19 protein-coding genes are annotated in these 19,110 nt (G+C 68.7%); 7 read left to right on the top strand and 12 right to left on the bottom strand.

Annotated features, from left to right (window positions below; translation table 11 throughout):
* Window positions 1–3: 3 nt before the first annotated feature.
* Together secD and yajC are read right to left on the bottom strand one after the other, a co-directional pair.
* A complete protein-coding gene (gene secD, locus G6N50_RS02660) occupies window positions 4–1,806 on the bottom strand; it encodes a protein translocase subunit SecD (RefSeq protein WP_083094872.1) in 1,803 nt (600 codons plus the stop codon).
* A 111-nt stretch (window positions 1,807–1,917) separates the two neighbouring features.
* The gene (gene yajC / locus G6N50_RS02655; protein WP_083094873.1) at window positions 1,918–2,244 is read right to left on the bottom strand and encodes a preprotein translocase subunit YajC; all 327 of its coding nucleotides are present in this window, start codon (window positions 2,242–2,244) and stop codon (window positions 1,918–1,920) included.
* A 219-nt stretch (window positions 2,245–2,463) separates the two neighbouring features.
* Here yajC and gabT point away from each other — a divergent pair, with 219 nt between their 5' ends.
* Complete coding sequence (gene gabT, locus G6N50_RS02650; protein WP_083094874.1) at window positions 2,464–3,804, top strand: 4-aminobutyrate--2-oxoglutarate transaminase; 1,341 nt, start codon at window positions 2,464–2,466, stop codon at window positions 3,802–3,804.
* A 159-nt stretch (window positions 3,805–3,963) separates the two neighbouring features.
* Window positions 3,964–7,488, top strand: a complete 3,525-nt coding sequence (car, locus tag G6N50_RS02645; RefSeq protein ID WP_083094875.1) for a carboxylic acid reductase — start codon at window positions 3,964–3,966, stop codon at window positions 7,486–7,488.
* 63 nt (window positions 7,489–7,551) lie between these two features.
* Here the strand turns inward: car and G6N50_RS02640 are convergent, their stop codons facing one another.
* The 6 genes from G6N50_RS02640 to ruvC all read right to left on the bottom strand — a co-directional run bounded on the left by G6N50_RS02640 (window position 7,552) and on the right by ruvC (window position 11,961).
* On the bottom strand, window positions 7,552–8,244 hold the full coding sequence (locus tag G6N50_RS02640; RefSeq protein ID WP_083094876.1) for a hypothetical protein: 693 nt from the start codon (window positions 8,242–8,244) through the stop codon (window positions 7,552–7,554).
* 131 nt (window positions 8,245–8,375) lie between these two features.
* Entirely contained in the window at window positions 8,376–8,759 is a 384-nt protein-coding gene (locus G6N50_RS02635; protein WP_083094948.1) for a DUF1304 domain-containing protein, read from the bottom strand.
* Window positions 8,760–8,917: 158 nt separating this feature from the next.
* Window positions 8,918–9,607 (bottom strand): hypothetical protein, encoded by a 690-nt coding sequence (locus tag G6N50_RS02630; protein WP_083094949.1) that lies wholly within the window; start codon window positions 9,605–9,607, stop codon window positions 8,918–8,920.
* 136 nt (window positions 9,608–9,743) lie between these two features.
* Window positions 9,744–10,802: a Holliday junction branch migration DNA helicase RuvB gene (gene ruvB, locus G6N50_RS02625; protein ID WP_083094877.1), complete on the bottom strand. Its 1,059-nt coding sequence runs from the start codon at window positions 10,800–10,802 to the stop codon at window positions 9,744–9,746.
* Window positions 10,799–11,398: a Holliday junction branch migration protein RuvA gene (ruvA, locus tag G6N50_RS02620; RefSeq protein ID WP_083094878.1), complete on the bottom strand. Its 600-nt coding sequence runs from the start codon at window positions 11,396–11,398 to the stop codon at window positions 10,799–10,801. The genes ruvB and ruvA overlap by 4 nt, the downstream gene beginning before the upstream one ends.
* Window positions 11,395–11,961, bottom strand: a complete 567-nt coding sequence (ruvC, locus tag G6N50_RS02615; RefSeq protein ID WP_083094879.1) for a crossover junction endodeoxyribonuclease RuvC — start codon at window positions 11,959–11,961, stop codon at window positions 11,395–11,397. The genes ruvA and ruvC overlap by 4 nt, the downstream gene beginning before the upstream one ends.
* Before the next feature lie 180 nt (window positions 11,962–12,141).
* Between ruvC and G6N50_RS02610 the strand changes: the two genes are divergently transcribed.
* From G6N50_RS02610 to G6N50_RS02590, 5 genes are read left to right on the top strand one after another with little or no spacing between them, the layout of a single operon-like run.
* Window positions 12,142–12,753 carry a DUF4178 domain-containing protein gene (locus tag G6N50_RS02610; RefSeq protein WP_083094880.1) on the top strand — a complete coding sequence of 204 codons (612 nt, stop codon included), beginning with the start codon at window positions 12,142–12,144 and terminating at the stop codon, window positions 12,751–12,753.
* Between the two features lie 17 nt (window positions 12,754–12,770).
* Window positions 12,771–13,286 (top strand): DUF2617 family protein, encoded by a 516-nt coding sequence (locus G6N50_RS02605; protein ID WP_083094881.1) that lies wholly within the window; start codon window positions 12,771–12,773, stop codon window positions 13,284–13,286.
* Window positions 13,283–13,714 carry a DUF4247 domain-containing protein gene (locus G6N50_RS02600; RefSeq protein ID WP_083094950.1) on the top strand — a complete coding sequence of 144 codons (432 nt, stop codon included), beginning with the start codon at window positions 13,283–13,285 and terminating at the stop codon, window positions 13,712–13,714. The genes G6N50_RS02605 and G6N50_RS02600 overlap by 4 nt, the downstream gene beginning before the upstream one ends.
* A gap of 25 nt (window positions 13,715–13,739) precedes the next feature.
* Window positions 13,740–14,195 (top strand): DUF350 domain-containing protein, encoded by a 456-nt coding sequence (locus G6N50_RS02595; RefSeq protein ID WP_083094882.1) that lies wholly within the window; start codon window positions 13,740–13,742, stop codon window positions 14,193–14,195.
* Window positions 14,192–15,775 (top strand): polyamine aminopropyltransferase, encoded by a 1,584-nt coding sequence (locus tag G6N50_RS02590; protein ID WP_083094883.1) that lies wholly within the window; start codon window positions 14,192–14,194, stop codon window positions 15,773–15,775. The genes G6N50_RS02595 and G6N50_RS02590 overlap by 4 nt, the downstream gene beginning before the upstream one ends.
* On the opposite strand, the gene G6N50_RS02585 is transcribed toward G6N50_RS02590, so the two are convergent.
* From G6N50_RS02585 to pdxS, 4 genes are all read right to left on the bottom strand, one after another.
* A complete protein-coding gene (locus G6N50_RS02585; RefSeq protein ID WP_083094884.1) occupies window positions 15,776–16,531 on the bottom strand; it encodes a YebC/PmpR family DNA-binding transcriptional regulator in 756 nt (251 codons plus the stop codon).
* A 197-nt stretch (window positions 16,532–16,728) separates the two neighbouring features.
* Window positions 16,729–17,319, bottom strand: coding sequence for a pyridoxal 5'-phosphate synthase glutaminase subunit PdxT (gene pdxT / locus G6N50_RS02580; protein WP_083094885.1), 591 nt, complete (start codon window positions 17,317–17,319; stop codon window positions 16,729–16,731).
* Window positions 17,316–18,161 carry an acyl-CoA thioesterase II gene (gene tesB / locus G6N50_RS02575; RefSeq protein WP_083094886.1) on the bottom strand — a complete coding sequence of 282 codons (846 nt, stop codon included), beginning with the start codon at window positions 18,159–18,161 and terminating at the stop codon, window positions 17,316–17,318. The genes pdxT and tesB overlap by 4 nt, the downstream gene beginning before the upstream one ends.
* Before the next feature lie 9 nt (window positions 18,162–18,170).
* A complete protein-coding gene (gene pdxS / locus G6N50_RS02570; RefSeq protein ID WP_083094887.1) occupies window positions 18,171–19,082 on the bottom strand; it encodes a pyridoxal 5'-phosphate synthase lyase subunit PdxS in 912 nt (303 codons plus the stop codon).
* Window positions 19,083–19,110 lie beyond the last annotated feature (28 nt).

The following is a 19,110-nucleotide window of genomic DNA, read 5'->3' as shown; positions in this document are numbered from 1 at the left end:
ACGCTATCCCCGTCCCGTCTTGACCTGCGCGGACACCCGGCGTTCGCGGGCGACCTGCTGAACGGCGCCTAGGCCGTTGTAGGCCGGCTTTGCCAGCGTCGGGGACTTGGACGCCAGGTAGACCAGCGGCCAGGTCACCAGGAAGACCACCACGATGTCGAGAACCGTGGTCAGGCCCAGCGTGAACGCGAAGCCCCTCACCTGGCCGATCGCCAGGGCGTACAGCACCGCAGCGGCCAGGAAGGTGACCGCGTTACCCGACACGATCGTCTTGCGGGCGCGCGCCCAGCCGCGTGGCACCGCAGACCGGAACGAACGGCCCTCGCGGATCTCGTCTTTGATGCGCTCGAAGAAGACGACGAACGAGTCGGCGGTGGTGCCGATACCGATGATCAGACCCGCGATGCCCGCCAGATCCAGGGTGTAGTTGATCTGACGGCCCAAAATCACCAGGATCGCGAAGACCATTGCTCCGGAGGCAGCCAGCGACAGGGCGGTGAGCAGTCCCAGCACCCGGTAGTAGAGCAGCGAATACAGCAGCACGAGGATCAGCCCGATCGCGCCCGCGACCAGTCCCGCTCGCAGCGAGGTCAATCCCAGTGTCGCCGAGACGGTTTGGGCCTCCGAGGCTTCGAAGGACAGCGGCAGCGAGCCGTATTTGAGGACGTTGGCCAGCTGCTTGGCGGTCGAGGCGGTGAACGGCGGATCGCCGCCGCTGATCTGGGTCCGGCCGCCCGGAATCGCTTCCTGGATCATCGGCGCGCTGACGACCTGCGAGTCCAAGGTGAACGCGGTCTGGGTGCCGATGTGGGCGGCGGTGAAGTCGGCCCAGGTGTTGGCGGCGGCGGACTTGAACTGGAGGTCGACGACGTAGCCGATGCCGCGCTGGTTCTGGCTCGCGCTGGCGTCCTGGATCTGGTCACCGCTGATGATCGACGGGCCCAGCAGGTAGGCCACCTTGTGGTCGGTCGAGCAGGTGATCAGCGGCTGGGCGGGATCGTCGTTGCCGGCCAGGATGTCGTCCTTGTCGCAGCGCGTCGCCTGGAACTGCAGGGCGAGGAACTGAATGCCCTGACGGGTGCTCTGCCGCCACTTCTTCTCCTCGGCGATGCGGTCGGCGAGGTCCTTGCGCGGATCCGGCACGGCGGGCGCTTCGGCGGGCGGCGCCTGCCCGGCCGGCGCGCCGGGAGCGGGAGCCGGCGCGTTCGGGGCGGGTGCGGGCGGTGCGGGGCTGGGCGTCGGCGGCGGGTCCTGGGGATAGGGCCGAGGCTGGGCACCCGGCGCCGGCTGGCCGGGAGCGGGCTGACCGGGCGCCGGCTGGCCGGGAGCGGACTGCCCCGGGGCGGGCTGACCGGGAGCAGGCTGACCCGGTGCGGGCTGGCCCGGGGCGGGCTGCCGTGGCGCGGGCTTGGGCTCGGCGCTCTGGGCCGGCATCGAGTTGAGCACCGGCCGGATGTAGAGGCGGGCGGTCTGCCCCAGGTTGCGGGCCTCGTTGCCGTCGTTCCCCGGGACCGTGATGATCAGGTTGTCGCCGTCGACCACGACCTCCGAACCGGAGACGCCGAGGCCGTTGACCCGGGCGCCGATGATCTGCTGGGCCTGCGCCAACGCCTCACGGCTGGGCTTTGACCCGTCCGGGGTACGCGCGGTCAGCGTGACGCGGGTGCCGCCCTGAAGGTCGATACCGAGCTTGGGGGCGGCTCGCTTGTCCCCGGTGAGAAACACCAACAGGTAGACGCCGACGAGCAACAACAAGAAGACCGACAGGTAGCGGGCAGGGTGCACCGGCGCCGAAGACGATGCCACGTTCCTTATATCTCCTCGAAAATCGGTTACTTACCCCGGACAGAGCCTACGTGGCCCGCAGTTGCCCGCTGCGCAAGCGGTCCGCCGTGGGGCGATTGATGGGAATCCCGGTCAGGAATCGTTGGCGACCGAGCCCTCGCCGGCGGCGCCGTCGCCCTCGGCAAGGTCCTCGTCGTCGTCGGGCAGGATCCGGTCGCGGATCGCGAGCTTCATCCAGGTGGTGACCACGCCGGGTGCGATCTCCAGGTCGACGGTGTCGTCGCTGATCGCGACGACGGTGGCCTGCAGGCCCGACGTGGTGTGCACCCGATCGCCCGGACGCAGCGACTCGTGCAGGTCGATGGTGGCCTGCATCGCCCGCTTCTGGCGGCGCGACGCCAAGTACATGAACCCGCCCATGATGAGCAAGAACGGCAGGAACAGGATCAAACTCTGCATGGACGCGCCTGTCTTTCGTCGTGATTATCGGGGTATTACGAGGGGGTGGATGCCGGTACGACACGGGCGTCGCGCACCTCGTAACGGTCCAGTGTGCCCGTCCAGTCTGGCAGGCCACGGGTCGCGACCGACCGCCGCGGTGCACCGAGTGCCCGCCGGCGTCAAGCTCGATAGGCTTTTGATGCGACGTGACACGCGCGCCGCGGGGAGGAGTATGTAGTGGCCAGCCTCGAGCAGACTCGCCAGCTGGTCACCGAGATCCCCGGTCCGGCATCGCTGGAACTGAGCAAGCGCCGGGCGGCGGCGGTGTCGCACGCGGTGAACGTGTCAGTGCCGGTCTTCGTCGCCCGCGCCGGCGGCGGCATCATCGAGGACGTCGACGGCAACCGGCTGATCGACCTCGGCTCCGGCATCGCGGTCACGACGATCGGCAACTCCTCTCCCCGGGTGGTCGAAGCCGTGCGCGCGCAGGTGGCCGAGTTCACCCACACCTGCTTCATGGTGACGCCGTATGAGTCCTACGTCGCCGTCGCCGAAACGCTGAACCGAATCACCCCGGGAGCCGGCGAGAAGCGCTCGGTGCTGTTCAACTCCGGCGCCGAGGCGGTCGAGAACGCGGTCAAGGTCGCGCGCGCGTACACGCGCAAGCCCGCCGTGGTGGCGTTCAACCACGCTTACCACGGCCGGACCAACCTGACGATGGCGCTGACCGCCAAGTCGATGCCCTACAAGGGCGGCTTCGGCCCGTTCGCCCCGGAGGTCTACCGCGCGCCACTGTCCTACCCCTATCGCGACGGCCTGGTCGACAAGGAACTGGCCACCGACGGGGAGAAGGCCGCGGCCCGGGCCATCAACATCATCGAGAGCCAGGTCGGCGCCGACAGCCTGGCCGCCCTGATCATCGAGCCGATCCAGGGTGAGGGCGGGTTCATCGTGCCGGCCGAGGGATTCCTGCCCACCCTGCTGGACTGGTGCCACAAGAACAACGTGGTGTTCGTCGCGGACGAGGTGCAAACCGGGTTCGCCCGCTCCGGCGCCATGTTCGCGTGCGAGCACGAGGGCATCGAACCCGACCTGATCTGCACCGCCAAGGCAATCGCCGACGGACTGCCGCTGTCGGCGGTCACCGGCCGCGCGCAGATCATGGATGCGCCCCATGTCGGCGGTTTGGGCGGCACCTTCGGCGGAAACCCTCTAGCTTGCGCGGCAGCGTTGGCCACGATCGAGACGATCGAGAACGACGGATTGATCGAACGAGCCCAGCACCTGGAACGCCTGATCACCGAACCACTGTTGCGCCTGCAAGCCGGCGACGACCGGATCGGCGACGTGCGCGGTCGGGGCGCCATGATCGCCATCGAATTGGTGAAGGCGGGAACCGCCGAGCCCGACAAGGAACTGACCCAGAAGTTGACCGTCGCGGCCGCGGCCGCCGGGGTGGTCGTCCTGACCTGCGGCATGTACGGCAACATCATCCGGCTGCTGCCCCCGCTGACCATCAGCGATCAGCTGCTGACCGAGGGGATCGACATACTCGGCGGACTGCTGCGCGACCTCTAGACCCGGAGAAGCCTCGCCAGCGCGCCCACCGCGTGGGCAACGTCACAAACGCCGCAGCGGCCGGATCATGGTGGAATACCGTTACTTTAGCTAACGTTCTAACTGTCAGCGCGGACAGCGCAATTTGACTCGCTAACTTTCATTTGCAAGGGATCATTTATGTCGACTCCTATTCGGGACGAACAACTCGACCGTCGCGTCGAGGAACTCATTGCCAACGACCCCCAGTTCGCCGCGGCCCAACCGGACCCGGCGATCATCGCCGCCCTCGAACAGCCCGGGCTGCGGCTGCCGCAGATCATCCGGACCGTGCTCGACGGTTACGCCGAGCGGCCGGCGCTGGCGCAGCGGGTGGTGGAGTTCGTCAAGGACGCCAAGACCGGACGGACATCGGCCGAGCTGCTCCCCCGCTTCGAGACCATCACGTATGGCGAACTGGGCCAACGGGTTTCAGCCCTCGGCCGCGCCTGGGCCGCCGACTCGGTGAACCCCGGCGAACGGGTCTGCGTGCTGGGCTTCAACAGCGTCGACTACGCCACCATCGACATTGCGCTGGGCACGATCGGGGCCGTGTCGGTGCCGCTGCAGACCAGCGCGGCGATCACGTCGCTGCAGCCGATCGTGGCCGAGACCGAGCCCACCCTGATCGCGTCGAGCGTCAACCAGCTGCCCGACGCCGTGCAGTTGATCCTGGCCGGCGACCACGTGCCGGACAAGCTGGTCGTGTTCGACTATCAGCCCGAGGTCGACGACCAGCGCGAGGCCGTGGGCGGCGCCGTGGCGCGGCTGGCCGGCACCGGCGTGGCCGTCGAGACGTTCGCCGACGTGCTGCAGCGCGGCAAAAACCTGCCGGCGGTTGCCGAGCGGGCGACCGACGAGGACTCGCTGGCCCTGCTGATCTACACCTCCGGCAGCACCGGCGCGCCCAAGGGCGCGATGTACCCGCAGAGCAACGTCGGCAAGATGTGGCGGCGCGGCAGCAAGAACTGGTTCGGCGAGAGCGCCGCATCGATCACCCTCAACTTCATGCCGATGAGCCACGTCATGGGACGCGGAATCCTGTACGGCACGTTGGGAAATGGTGGCACCGCCTACTTTGCGGCCCGCAGCGACCTGTCCACCCTGCTCGAGGATCTCGAACTGGTGCGGCCCACCGAGATGAACTTTGTCCCGCGGATCTGGGAGACACTGTTCGGTGAATTCCAGCGCCAGGTCGAGCGGCGTCTGGCCGACGGCGCGGACCGCGAGACCGTGGAGGCCGCGGTGCTCGAGGAACAGCGCCAGTACCTGCTGGGCGGGCGGTTCATCTTCGCGATGACGGGCTCCGCACCCACCTCACCGGAGTTGAAGAAGTGGGCCGAGTCGCTGCTGCAGATGCACCTGATGGACGGCTACGGCTCGACCGAGGCCGGAATGGTGTTGCTCGACGGCGAGATTCAGCGTCCGCCGGTGGTCGACTACAAGTTGGTCGACGTTCCGGATCTGGGTTACTTCGGCACCGACCGGCCGCATCCGCGCGGTGAGCTGTTGCTGCGGACCGAGAACATGTTCCCCGGCTACTACAAGCGGCCCGAGACCACGGCCAACGTTTTCGATGAAGACGGGTACTACCGGACCGGTGACGTGTTCGCCGAGATCGCCCCGGACCGCCTGGTGTACGTCGACCGCCGCAACAATGTGCTCAAGCTTGCGCAGGGCGAGTTCGTGACGCTGGCCAAGCTGGAGGCGGTGTTCGGCAACAGCCCGCTGATCCGCCAGATCTACGTCTACGGCAACAGCGCCCAGCCCTACCTGCTGGCCGTGGTGGTGCCGACCGAAGAAGCCTTGGCGGACAACGACGTTGAGTCACTCAAGCCGAAGATCGCCGACTCGTTGCAGAAGGTCGCGAAAGAGACCGACCTGCAGTCCTACGAGGTGCCGCGCGACTTCATCATCGAGACCACCCCGTTCACTCTGGAAAACGGTTTGCTGACCGGGATCCGCAAGCTGGCGTGGCCGAAGCTCAAGCAGCACTACGGGGAACGGCTCGAGCAGATCTACGCCGACCTGGCCGCTGGACAGGCCAACGAGCTGGCCGAACTGCGCCGCAGCGGTGCCGAGGCGCCGGTGCTGCAGACCGTGAGCCGGGCCGCGGCCGCCATGCTGGGCGCGGCGGCCGGCGACCTGTCCCCCGACGCCCACTTCACCGATCTCGGTGGAGACTCGTTGTCGGCGTTGACATTCGGAAACTTGCTGCGCGAGATCTTCGACGTCGACGTGCCGGTGGGTGTCATCGTGAGCCCGGCCAACGACCTGGCGGCCATCGCCGACTACATCGAGGCCGAGCGGCATGGGTCCAAGCGGCCGACGTTCGCCGCCGTGCACGGACGCGGCGCGACCACGGTGCGCGCCAGTGACCTCACCCTGGACAAGTTCCTCGACGAGGCCATCCTGGCCGCCGCGCCGAGCCTGCCCAAGCCGGCGACCGAGGTGCGCACGGTGCTGTTGACCGGCGCGACCGGATTCCTGGGCCGTTACCTGGCGCTGGACTGGCTCGAGCGGATGGACATGGTCGACGGCAAGGTGATCGCCCTGGTGCGGGCCAAGTCCGACGAGGAGGCGCGCGCCCGGCTGGACAAGACGTTCGGCGTTGGCTCTCCCGAAGGCGACCCGAAGCTGTTGGCGCACTACCAGAAGCTGGCCGCCGACCACCTCGAGGTCATCGCGGGTGACAAGGGCGAGGCCAACCTCGGCCTGGACCAGCAGACCTGGCAGCGGCTGGCCGACACGGTCGATGTCATCGTCGACCCGGCGGCGCTGGTGAACCACGTGCTGCCCTACAGCGAGCTGTTCGGGCCCAACGCGCTGGGCACCGCGGAGCTGATCCGGATTGCGTTGACGTCCAAGCAGAAGCCGTACACGTACGTGTCGACGATCGGTGTGGGTGACCAGATCGAGCCGGGCAAGTTCGTCGAGAACGCCGACATCCGGCAGATCAGCGCCACCCGCGAGATCAACGACAACTACGCCAACGGCTACGGCAACAGCAAGTGGGCCGGCGAGGTGTTGCTGCGTGAGGCCCACGACCTGTGCGGTCTGCCCGTCTCGGTGTTCCGTTGCGACATGATCCTGGCCGACACCACCTATGCCGGACAGCTCAACCTGCCGGACATGTTCACCCGGCTGATGCTGAGCCTGGTCGCCACCGGTATCGCGCCCGGTTCGTTCTACGAGCTCGACGCCGACGGCAACCGGCAGCGGGCGCACTACGACGGCCTGCCGGTCGAGTTCATCGCGGCCGCGATCTCGACGCTGGGAGCACAGATCACCGACAGCGACAACGGTTTCCAGACGTACCACGTGATGAACCCGTACGACGACGGCGTCGGACTCGACGAGTACATCGACTGGCTTGTCGAGGCCGGGTATTCGATCGAGCGCATCGACGATTACTCCGAGTGGCTGCGGCGGTTCGAGATGTCGCTGCGGGCCCTGCCGGATCGGCAGCGCCAGTACTCGCTGCTGCCGTTGTTGCACAACTACCAGAAGCCTTCAGTGCCGATCAACGGCTCGATGGCGCCCACCGATGTGTTCCGCGCGGCGGTGCAGGAAGCGAAAATCGGCCCCGACAAAGACATTCCACATGTCTCGGCGCCGGTCATCGTCAAGTACATCACCAACCTGCAGTTGCTCGGACTGCTCTAAGGTAGGCCGAAAAACAAGTCGCCCAGCCCTTTTCAGGGCTGGGCGACTTGTTTTGTGTGGAAACTACTGCTGCGGGTGCGGCCAGCGCAGATACGCGGCTTTGGCGCCCGTCCCGGCGCCGGCACGGTTATGGCGCCATCCCCGCTTGGGCTCGGGGTCCGCCGAGGATCGCGGCTTGGTAAGCGCGCCCGAGGAGACCTCGGCCGGCTCGTAGACCGAATCCCGGTATGGCTCAACGCTCGGCGCGGCAGCGGCGGGTTCGCCCACCACCGGGTGCACGTCGCGGGCCAGTCGCACGGCGGTGCGCGCCAGCACGACGCCACCGACGAAGATGATCAGCGCGCCCAGGCCGGAGAAGTACGTGACCTCGAGCACCGCGCGCTTGCGTTCGGTCGCGGCGATGGGATCACCGGCGGAGCCGATGCCCAACAATGGTGCGACCTGACCGCCCACCACGAACCAGGCGCCGGCCAGCACGGCCAGCCAACCGCCCAGCATGGCGGCGACCCGGTTCCCGGCGACGATCAGCAACAAACCGCCCAACGCGGTGGCCGCTCCCGGCGCCACCTCCAGCCAGCCGCGGGCTGTGCTCCACGCCCAATCCCGGTCCGGTGTGTAGGCGAAATTAAAATGCGGACCAACAAACGGTATTAACGCCCCCCAAGCTCCCAAAATGACCAGGAGCAATCCGCTGACCGCGCCGCGCGAGCGCGGCATGCTCAGCCCGCGCGGTTGGCCGTCTTCTGCGTATTTCATGACATCCCCTCGTTGAATACCGGGCTTGATTCCGGCCTGGGATGGTTACCCAGCGCTTTCCACTACTAACCCACGGGAGAGTCGAAAGCCACCGCTAGCTGTGGCTTTTGAGGCTGCTGAGACTCGTGTTACTAGTGAAGTCCGAACAGCAAGAGCACGATTGCGATCGCCGGAAAGGCGCCCTGCGTCGCGGCGGCGCGCGCCTTCTCGCGGTCGGACGCGACCAGCACCACCGCGGCCGCGGCCATCGACCCGACGCCGGCGAAGATGAGCGCCGCGCCAATGCCTTTGTGCCCCAAGGTAACTGCGGCGATGCCCACGCCGGTGACGATGGCCAGGAACAGGTTGTAGAAGCCTTGGTTGAAGGCGAGGAGCTTGGTGGTTTCGGCCTCGGCCTCGGTGGTGCCGAACGTGGCGCGGGTGCGCGGCGAGGTCCAGGTCAACGATTCGATCACAAAGATGTAGACATGCAGCAACGCCGCCAGCGCGGCGACGACCAATCCGGCGGTGATCATCGCTTCCTCCTCGCTGGTCGAGGCCGGCGCGGCGGCCGGATTGCGCATATTTCGGCGCCGGTGAACTTTACCGACCAGCGGTTGGCCGGGCCAGCCTGACGCGAATCGGCACCGGTAGCCCAGGGCTACCGGTGCCTCCCGCCGTGCTTGGTTACCGGCTACGCGCCCGCGTGGTGATGCCGGTGGAACAGGCCGCCGCCGGCGCGCCGACGGAACAAGCCACGACCGGTGCGCCCGCGGGGCTCCGCCCCGGCCGCCGCGGCGTCCGCCCGCGCCGCCGCCGGGGCGCGCGTCTCGTCGTACATGGCCGGCTCAGCCGTCGGAACGGCCTCGCCCGCCACGGGCGCCGGGGGCGTCACCACGACGTCGCGTGCGTGCCGAACGGCCAGGCGGGCCACGGCGGCCCCGCCCAGGAACACGATCAGGGCGCCCAGACCGGTGAAGTAGGTGACCTCGAGCAGGGCGCGTTTGAGGTCCGTCGCCGCCATCGGTTGACCGACGTCGCCGATGCCCAGGGTCGATGCGAACGCGCGGCCGACGACGAACCAGGCGCCGCCGGCCACCGCCAGCCACCCGCCGAACACGGCGCTGGCACGGTTACCGGACATGAGCACAAGCAGGCCGCCCACCGCTGCGGCGGCCCCGGGCAGCACCTCCAGCCAGCCCTTGGCCGTGGTCCACGTCCATGCCGGGTCGGTCATGTAGACCCAATCGATGTTGGGGCCGAAGAACGGCACCAAGGCACCCCACGCACCCAGGAGTATCAGGAGTGACCCGGTTAGCGCGCCGCGGGTACGTGGCATGTACAGCGCGCGAGGGCGGTCGTAGTCGTGGCTCGTGGTCCTCATCGGAACCTCCTTCACAGATATCACTGCTGTGAGGCTGGTTACCCGAACGTTCGGGCCATGGCTCGGCGCGAAGGTCACGATTTGGTCGCGAAACGCATCCGGGGCCGTCGACGGCCCAGCTACCTACTGGTCGCGATCAGTCGAACAGGCCGGCCTGCCCGAGGCCGGTGACCCCGGCCGGGGGGGCCAAGCCGAGGTGCGTCCACGCCTGGGCGGTGGCGACCCGGCCCCGCGGCGTCCGCGCGACCATGCCGGCGCGGACCAGGAACGGTTCGCACACCTCCTCGACCGTGGCGGCCTCCTCGCCCACCGCCACCGCCAGCGTCGACACCCCGACCGGGCCGCCGCCGAAGCTACGGGTCAGCGCCGAGAGCACCGCCCGGTCCAGCCGGTCCAGGCCCAGCTCGTCGACGTCATAGACCGCCAGCGCGGCCTTGGCGACGTCGCGGGTGATCACGCCGTCGGCGCGCACCTCGGCGAAATCGCGAACCCGGCGCAACAACCGGTTGGCGATCCGCGGCGTCCCGCGCGAGCGCCGGGCGATCTCCTCGGCCGCGTCGCCGCCCAGTTCGATGCCCAGGATTCCGGCGGAGCGGGCCAGCACCCGCTCCAGCTCGGAAGGCTCGTAGAAGTCCATGTGCGCGGTGAACCCGAACCGGTCCCGCAGCGGGCCGGTCAGCGCGCCGGAGCGGGTGGTCGCGCCGACCAGGGTGAACGGCGCCACCTCCAGCGGAATCGACGTCGCCCCGGGACCCTTGCCGACCACCACGTCGACCCGGAAGTCCTCCATGGCCAGGTACAGCATCTCCTCGGCGGGCCGGGCGATGCGGTGGATCTCGTCGATGAACAGCACGTCGTGCTCGACCAGGTTGGACAGCATCGCCGCCAGGTCACCGGCGCGTTCCAGCGCGGGCCCGGACGTCACCCGCAACGAGGATCCGAGCTCGGCGGCGATGATCATCGCCAGCGACGTCTTGCCCAGTCCCGGCGGGCCGGACAACAGGATGTGATCCGGTGTGCCGCCCCGGTTCTTGGCGCCCTCGATGACGAGCTGCAGCTGTTCGCGCACCCGCGGCTGGCCGATGAACTCGTGCAGCGAACGCGGTCGCAGGCTGACCTCGATGTCGCCCTCGCCGGGCGCCAGCGCGCCGGAGACCTCCCGCTCGGCGTAGTCGTCCCCGTAGTCGTCGGTCATCGGGACTTACCCAGCAGCGACAGGGCCGCGCGCAGGGCGCCGGACGTCGTCGCGTCCTGTTCGGTGGCCAGCACCTTGTCGGTGGCCTCTTCGGCCTGCTTGGCGGCGAAGCCGAGCCCGACCAGGGCCTCGACCACCGGCCCCCGCACCGCGTGCCCGTTCACCACCGAGGAGCCGCCCGGCGCGCCCGCTATGCCGGCACCGACCTTGTCCCGCAACTCCAAGACCATCCGTTCGGCGCTGCGCTTGCCGATGCCCGGCACCCGGGTCAGCGCGGTGACGTCGCTGTCGTGCAGCGCCTGGCGCAGCGCCCCCGCGTCGTGCACGGCCAGGGTCGCCATCGCCAGCCGGGGCCCCACCCCCGACACCGACAGCAGCGTCGAGAACAGGTCGCGGCTGTCGGCGTCGGTGAAGCCGTACAACGTCATCGAGTCCTCGCGGACGATCATCGCGGTGATCAGCCGCGCCTCGGTCCCGGTCCGCAACGTGGACAGCGTCGACGGGGTCGCGTTCACCCGGTAGCCGACGCCGGCGGCCTCGATCACCACATGGTCGAGCGCCACCTCGAGGACCTCGCCGCGCACCGAGGCGATCATCGCGCGGCCTTCAGCTTGGCATCCAACTTGGCTTTGTATTTCTGTCGCTGTTGGGCGGCCATGGTTTCGGCCGCGGCCATCCGGGCGATCATCGGCGCCCGCCAGCAGTGACAAATAGCCAACGCCAGGGCGTCGGCGGCGTCGGCAGGTGTCGGTTTCGCTTGCAGCGCAAGGATTCTGGTGACCATCGCGGTGACTTGCGCCTTGTCGGCCGCGCCGTTGCCGGTGACCGCGGCCTTGACCTCGCTGGGGGTGTGGAAGTGCACGTCGACGCCGCGCTTGGCCGCCGCCAGCGCGACCACCCCGCCGGCCTGGGCGGTGCCCATCACCGTCGACACATTCAGCTGGGAGAACACCCGCTCGACGGCCACGACGTCCGGCTGGTGGGTGGCCAGCCAGTGCTCGACGGTATCGCTGATCTGCAGCAGCCTCTCGGCAAGCGGTGCATCCGACGGCGTGCGCACCACGTCGACGTCCAGCGCGACGACCGTGCGCCCGCGCCCGCTTTCGACGACCGACAGACCGCATCGGGTCAGGCCGGGATCGACGCCCATCACCCGCATTCCCGCTCCCAACTAGTAGAACAGCTGTTCGATAGCCTAGCGGCCGGCCCCGACGGGTCCGGGTAGGACACGCGGCGCCGCGGCCGATTCCCGGGGGTGACGTTAGGGCGCCGAACCCGCGAAAAAGCTGTTAGCTTTAGCCCACGTTCGCTCAAGCATCGTGGCAACGGAAGGGTTGGCGTGGGATCTCTGCTGCTCATCATCGCCGTGGCGCTCTTCATCGCATCCATCGTGGTGCTGGTGGTGGCTTTGCGGCGGCCCAAGCAACCGGCCCAGCGGGACGGACGTCCGGATCCACTCGCGTCCGACGCGATGCCGCAGTTCGGGCCGCGCCAACTGGGCCCCGGCGCCGTCGTCAGCTACGGCGGCGTCGACTACATCGTGCGCGGGTCGGTCACCTACCGCGAGGGCCCGTTCGTGTGGTGGGAGCACCTGCTGGAAGGCGGCGACCAGCCGATCTGGTTCAGCGTCGAGGAGGACGACGGGCGGCTCGAACTCGCGATGTGGGTCACCCGCAAGGACGTGCCGCTGCGGCCCGGCGACCCCTACGTCGTCGACGGCGTGATGTTCCACGAGTCCGAACGCGGCCGGGCCTCCTACACGACCGAAGGCGCCACCGGCCTGCCGGCCGGCGGCGAGATGGAATTCGTCGACTGCACCAACGCCGACGAGTCGGTGCTGCTCTCGTTCGAGCGCTGGGCGTCCGACATGCCCTGGGAGGTGTCGACGGGCAAGTCCGTGTCGCCCGGCGAGATCACCGTGTACGCGGCGCCCCCGCCCGCCTCGGCGTAGGGCACGAGGTCTGCTCGGTGCCCCTTCATCGGCTCGCCGTGACCCCGGCGGACGTATCCGGCGAACGGCTGGGACTGGCGCTCAACACGCCCCTCCCCACGCCGCTGGCCAGCTGCAGGCTGGATCACCCCGGCGGTGGCGCCGCGCTCCTGCTCGGGGTGCTCGGCGCCTCACACGTCGTCGCGGTCGAGCACGCGGCGGGCCGATTCTCCGAGGAAATCTCTTGCACCGCACGCACTCTCGGGGCCGACCTGCCCGCGCGCACCGACGCGCCCGGCTACTGCCTGCAATCTTGTACCGACACCCACGACGAGGCGAGCTTTCGTCGCCTCGCGCAGGACCTGCGCGACCGTTGCGCCCGCGGGGCCGGCTGGCTGGGCGGCACGTTCCCCGGCGATGACGCCGCGCTGACCGCGCTGGCCGCCGAACCTGACGGCGCCGGCTGGCGCTGGCAGACCTGGCATCTCTATCCGAACCGTCCCGCCGGCAGCGGCGGAACGGTGGTGCACACCGCCAGCCGGTGGCGCCCGTGAGCCGCAATCGCCTGTTCGTGATCGCCGGTGTGCTGGGCCTCGCCGGGGTGACGTGTCTGATCTTCGGAATCATATTGCTGCAGAAGAACATTGCGTCGTATGTCGCCGGCCACTATCACGAATACGCCCGCGACGTGAACGGGACCCGCTACCAGTGCACGGGGTCGCCCGAACAGGTGGCCGACACTCTGGCCGACTACCAGGAACCCGACGCGCGAGCCGACAACGACAAAACCGAGTACCTGCGCTACAACAACAACATCGTGATCGTCGGCCCCGACGGCAACTACCCGTGCAGCATCCGCGTCGAGCCGCTGAGCGCCGGATACAGCCACGGCGCCTTCATCTTCCTGGGCCCCGGATTTTCCCCCGGATCCCCGTCGGGCGGCGCCGGAGGCACCCCCGGCGGCCCCGGCGGAACCAAGTGACGGCACCACCGCAAAGGAGAGCACCATGTACCTCGCCGTCGAGATCGGCACCGTCGACCTCAATCCCGTGCTGAAAGGCGCGGTCGCGACGATCCTCTACTTCGCGGTCGGCATGGCCGTGCTGCTCGTCGGGTTCTACGCGGTCGACGTGCTGACCCCGGGAAAGCTGCGCCAGTTGGTGTTCATCGACCGCCGGCCCAACGCTGTCGTGGTGGCGGGTGCGATGTACATCGCCCTGACCGTCGTCATCATCACCGCCATCGCCAACAGCTATAGCCAGCTGGGCCAGGGCCTCGTCGGCGTGGCGGTGTACGGGCTGATGGGGGTCATCCTGCTGGGCATCGCGCTGTTGGCCATGCATCTGCTGATACCGGGCAGTTTTCACGAGCACATCGACGAGCCGGAGCTGCATCCGGGATCGTTCGCGGTGGCGCTGATACTGCTCGCCGTGGGAGGGGTGACCGCCGCGGCGGTGTCATGAGCGCTGTCGATGTGCGGACGCCCGAGGCGACGCCGCCCGAGGCGACGCCGCCCGAGGCGGCGTCGGGGCGGTGGCGGGCGCTGTTGCTGGCCGCCGTGGCGGCGTGCGCGGCGTGCGGCATCATCTATGAACTCGCGCTGCTGACGCTGTCGGCCAGTCTCGACGGCGGCGGGATCGTCGCCACCTCGCTAATCGTCGCGGGTTACATCGCCGCGCTGGGCGTGGGTGCCCTGCTGGTCAAACCGCTGCTGGCGCACGCCGCGATCACCTTCATCGCCGTCGAGGCGCTGCTGGGTATCATCGGTGGGCTCTCGGCGGCGGCACTGTACGTGGTGTTCGCCTTTGTGGACGGGTCGACGTGGGTGCTGGCGGTGAGCACGGCGCTGATCGGAGGCCTGGTCGGCGCCGAGGTGCCGTTGTTGATGACGCTGTTACAGCGCGGACGGTCCGCGGGTGCCGCCGATGCCGGCCGCACCCTGGCCAACCTGAACGCCGCGGACTACCTCGGCGCGTTGCTGGGCGGGCTGGTCTGGCCGTTCCTACTGCTGCCACACCTGGGAATGATTCGAGGCGCGGCGGCCACCGGCATGATCAACCTGGGGGCGGCGGCCGTCGTGGCCATTTTCCTGTTGCGCCAAGTGGTTTCGACGCGCCAGTTGCTGCTGGCGCTGTGCGCGCTGACCGCCTCGGCCGGACTGCTCGCCACCCTGCTGCTGCGTTCGGCCGACATCGAAACAACGAGCAGGCAAAGGCTTTACGCCGACCCGATCATCGCCTACCGGCACACGGCCTACCAGGAGATCGTGGTGACCCGCCGCGGCAACGACACCCGGCTGTACCTCGACGGCGGCCTGCAGTTCTCCACCCGCGACGAATACCGCTACACCGAAAGCCTGGTCTACCCCGCCCTCGGCAACGGTGCGCATTCGGTGCTGGTGCTCGGCGGCGGCGATGGCCTGGCGGCTCGCGAATTGCTGCGCCAGCCAGGCATTTCCAAGATCGTGCAGGTCGAGCTCGACCCCGCCGTAATCGACATCGCGCGCACCACGCTGCGCAACGCGAACGGCGGTTCGCTGGACAACCCGCGAGTCTCCGTGCTGACCGAGGACGCGATGAACTGGTTGCGCCGACCCGATGTGGATCGCTTCGACGCGGTCATCGTCGACCTTCCCGATCCCGACACACCCGTCCTGGGCCGGCTGTACTCGACGGAGTTCTATGCGCTGGTCGCCCGCGCGCTGGCCCCCGGTGGGCTGATGGTGGTGCAGGCGGGCAGTCCCTTCTCCACCCCGACGGCGTATTGGCGGACCGCCTCGTCGATCCGGGCCGCCGGCTACGCGGTCACGCCTTATCACGTGCACGTGCCCACGTTCGGCGACTGGGGGTTCGCCCTGGCGCAGCGCGCCGCCGCCGCGCCCGCACCGAAGGTGCCCGCCAATGCGCCCCCGCTGCGCTACCTGAACCAGCAGGTGCTCGACGCCGCCGCCGTGTTCTCCGGCGACATCGGGCCGCGCCCGGTGGAGCCGTCGACCCTGGACAATCCGCGCATCGTCGAGGACATGCGGCACGGGTACGAGTAGCTACTCCTCGTCGAGGGCGGCCAGCACCTCGTCGGAGAGGTCGACGTTGGTCCAGACGTTCTGCACGTCATCGCTGTCCTCGAGGGCGTCGACCAGCTTGAACACCTTGCGCGCGCCGTCGACGTCGACGGGCACGCTGACCGAGGGCTGGAAGCTGGCCTCGGCCGATTCGTAGTCGATGCCGGCGTCCTGCAGCGCGGTGCGCACCGCCACCAGGTCGGTCGGCTCGGAGATGATCTCGAAGCTGTCGCCGAGGTCGTTGACGTCCTCGGCGCCTGCCTCGAGCACCGCCGTCAGCACGTCGTCCTCGGTCAGGCCGTTCTTCTCCAGCGTGACGACGCCCTTGCGGGTGAACAGGTAGGACACCGATCCGGGATCGGCCATATTCCCGCCGTTGCGGGTCACGGCCACCCGCACCTCGCCGGCCGCCCGGTTGCGGTTGTCGGTGAGGCACTCGATCAGCACCGCCACGCCGTTGGGCCCGTAGCCCTCGTACATGATCGTCTGGTAGTCGGCGCCGCCGGCTTCCTCGCCCGCGCCCCGCTTGCGGGCGCGCTCGATGTTGTCGTTGGGCACCGAGGTCTTCTTCGCCTTCTGGATGGCGTCATACAGCGTCGGGTTGCCCGCCGGGTCACCGCCGCCGGTGCGGGCGGCGACCTCGATGTTTTTAATCAGCCGGGCGAACTCCTTGCCGCGGCGCGCGTCTTTGACGGCCTTCTGGTGTTTGGTGGTGGCCCACTTGGAATGGCCGCTCATCGGTGTCCTTATCTGAAAGTCTTCTTGTTTTTGTGGCCAGACGAGTCTACGTGGACGGTCGGGTTGGGCGGCCCGGCGTCTGTCCAGCCGTCGCAGTGGCCCCAGGAGTCACCGCTGGGCGGGGATATGCGCCCCCCGGAAAGCGATAGCGCATCCGCTAGCGCCTTGCGTACTCACACCCACCACCGGAGGGGCCGTCAGCCGGTGACGAGGTCGACGAACAGGTGATGGATGCGCCGGTCGCCGGTCATCTCGGGGTGAAACGCGGTGGCCAGCTTGCGGCCTTGCCGCACCGCGACGACGTGCCCGGCCGCGGTGGCAAGCACCTCGACGCCCTCACCGGTGCGCTCGACCCAGGGTGCGCGGATGAACACCGCGCGCACCGGATCGCCAAGCCCCGTGAACGGGATGTCCCCCTCAAACGAGTCGACCTGTCGCCCAAAAGCGTTGCGGCGCACCGTCATATCGATCGCACGCAGCGGCAGTGCCTCGCGTCCGCCCGCGCCGGCGTCGAGGATCTCGCTGGCCAGCAGGATCATGCCCGCGCACGCGCCGTAGGCGGGCAGCCCGTCGGCGAGCAGCCCCCGCAGCGGCTCCAGCAGGCCGAGGTCGAGCAGCAGGTGGCTCATGGTGGTCGATTCCCCACCGGGAATGACCAGGCCGTCGACCGACTCGAGCTCGCTGCGCCGGCGCACCGGCATCGACTCGGCCCCGGCCTCGCGCAGCGCGGACAGGTGTTCGCGGGTGTCGCCCTGCAGCGCGAGCACCCCGATCCGCGGGGCGCTCACTGGGTGGTCGGCTGGTATCCGCGCTTGAAGCGGGTCAGCCCCTCCTGCATGACCGCCGCGACCATCTCGCCGGACTGAGTGAAGATCTTGCCCTGGCACAGCGAACGGCCGCCGCTGGCCGACGGCGAGCTCTGGTCGTACAGCAGCCATTCGTCGGCCCGGAACGGGCGCATGAACCACATCGCGTGGTCGAGCGACGCCACCTGCAGGTGCTCCCGCACGTCGAGGTGGGTGACCTGGGCCGATCCCAGCAGGGTCAGGTCGCTCATGTAGGCCAGCGCGCAGATGTGCAGCACCGGGTCGTCGGGCAGCGGGTCGCGGTGGCGGAACCAGACCTGTTGCTGTGCGGCCTTGGCCGGCGAAAGCTGCAGCAGGTTGCGCGGCACGATGCAGACGTCCCACTCCTCGAACTGCTTGAATCCGGCGTCGTCGAAGACCTTGATCGAGTCCAGCCCGGGCAGCCCGTCGGGCGGCGGCGCCTCCGGCATGACGTCCTGGTGGTGGACGCCTTCCTGATCGGTGTGAAAGGAGGCGCCCATGCTGAAGATGATTTCGCCGTGCTGGATGGCGTTGACCCGGCGAGTGGCGAACGAGCCGCCGTCGCGGGAGCGCTCGACGATGAAAACCGTGCGCTCCTTGGCGTCCCCGGGCCGCAGGAAATACCCGTGCAACGAGTGCACCTGGTACTGCGGGTCGACGGTGCGCACCGCGGACACCAGCGACTGCCCCGCCACATGGCCGCCGAACGTGCGCTGCAGGAAGCCCGACTCCGGACTGAACACGCTACCGCGATAGATGTTGACCTCGAGCTGCTCGAGATCGAGGATCTCTTCGATCGACACGGACTGTTTTTACCAGCCGCGCTCGGCCAGCCGATGGGGCTCCGCGATCTGCTCGACGTTGATGCCGACCATCGCCTCGCCCAGCCCGCGCGACACCTTGGCCAGCACGTCGGGGTCGTCGTAGAAGGTGGTCGCCTTGACGATCGCGGCGGCGCGCTGCGCGGGGTCGCCGGACTTGAAGATGCCCGAGCCGACGAACACGCCCTCGGCCCCGAGCTGCATCATCATCGCCGCGTCCGCCGGGGTGGCGATGCCGCCCGCGGTGAACAGCGTGACCGGCAGCTTGCCGGCCCGGGCGACCTCGACGACCAGCTCGTAGGGGGCCTGCAATTCCTTTGCCGCAACGTACAACTCGTCCTCGGACAGCGATGTCAGGCGCCGGATCTCGCCGCCGATGGCCCGCATGTGGGTGGTCGCGTTGGACACGTCACCGGTGCCGGCTTCGCCCTTGGAGCGGATCATGGCCGCGCCCTCGTTGATGCGCCGCAGCGCCTCGCCGAGGTTGGTCGCCCCGCACACGAACGGCACGGTGAACTTCCACTTGTCGATGTGGTGGGTGTAGTCGGCGGGGGTGAGCACCTCGGACTCGTCGACGTAGTCCACGCCGAGGCTCTGCAGGATCTGCGCCTCGACGAAGTGGCCGATGCGCGCCTTGGCCATCACCGGGATGGTGACCGCGGCGATGATGCCCTCGATCATGTCGGGATCGCTCATCCGCGACACCCCGCCCTGGGCGCGGATGTCGGCGGGCACCCGTTCCAGCGCCATCACGGCGACCGCGCCGGCGGCCTCGGCGATCTTGGCCTGCTCCGGGGTGACGACGTCCATGATGACGCCGCCCTTGAGCATCTCGGCCATGCCTCGTTTGATGCGCGCCGTTCCGGTTCGCCCGTTGCCGTTCGGTGGGTGGGCGGTAGTCACTGCATGATCTCCTTCAACCGTTGTCGAC

Origin of the sequence: Mycobacterium mantenii (genome assembly GCF_010731775.1) — a bacterium.
GTDB classification, from domain to species: domain Bacteria; phylum Actinomycetota; class Actinomycetes; order Mycobacteriales; family Mycobacteriaceae; genus Mycobacterium; species Mycobacterium mantenii.
This window is presented reverse-complemented; position numbering and strand designations above follow the sequence as displayed.

Excerpts from the sequence above, each read along its gene's own strand:
- ruvB (WP_083094877.1), bottom strand. The coding sequence starts at position 10,802 with ATGACCGACGACTACGGGGACGACTACGCCGAGCGGGAGGTCTCCGGC.
- G6N50_RS02640 (WP_083094876.1), bottom strand. The coding sequence starts at position 8,244 with ATGAAATACGCAGAAGACGGCCAACCGCGCGGGCTGAGCATGCCGCGC.
- car (WP_083094875.1), top strand. The coding sequence starts at position 3,964 with ATGTCGACTCCTATTCGGGACGAACAACTCGACCGTCGCGTCGAGGAA.
- G6N50_RS02635 (WP_083094948.1), bottom strand. The coding sequence starts at position 8,759 with ATGATCACCGCCGGATTGGTCGTCGCCGCGCTGGCGGCGTTGCTGCAT.
- yajC (WP_083094873.1), bottom strand. The coding sequence starts at position 2,244 with ATGCAGAGTTTGATCCTGTTCCTGCCGTTCTTGCTCATCATGGGCGGG.
- G6N50_RS02630 (WP_083094949.1), bottom strand. The coding sequence starts at position 9,607 with ATGAGGACCACGAGCCACGACTACGACCGCCCTCGCGCGCTGTACATG.
- G6N50_RS02590 (WP_083094883.1), top strand. The coding sequence starts at position 14,192 with ATGAGCGCTGTCGATGTGCGGACGCCCGAGGCGACGCCGCCCGAGGCG.
- G6N50_RS02585 (WP_083094884.1), bottom strand. The coding sequence starts at position 16,531 with ATGAGCGGCCATTCCAAGTGGGCCACCACCAAACACCAGAAGGCCGTC.
- G6N50_RS02595 (WP_083094882.1), top strand. The coding sequence starts at position 13,740 with ATGTACCTCGCCGTCGAGATCGGCACCGTCGACCTCAATCCCGTGCTG.
- ruvC (WP_083094879.1), bottom strand. The coding sequence starts at position 11,961 with ATGCGGGTGATGGGCGTCGATCCCGGCCTGACCCGATGCGGTCTGTCG.
- ruvA (WP_083094878.1), bottom strand. The coding sequence starts at position 11,398 with ATGATCGCCTCGGTGCGCGGCGAGGTCCTCGAGGTGGCGCTCGACCAT.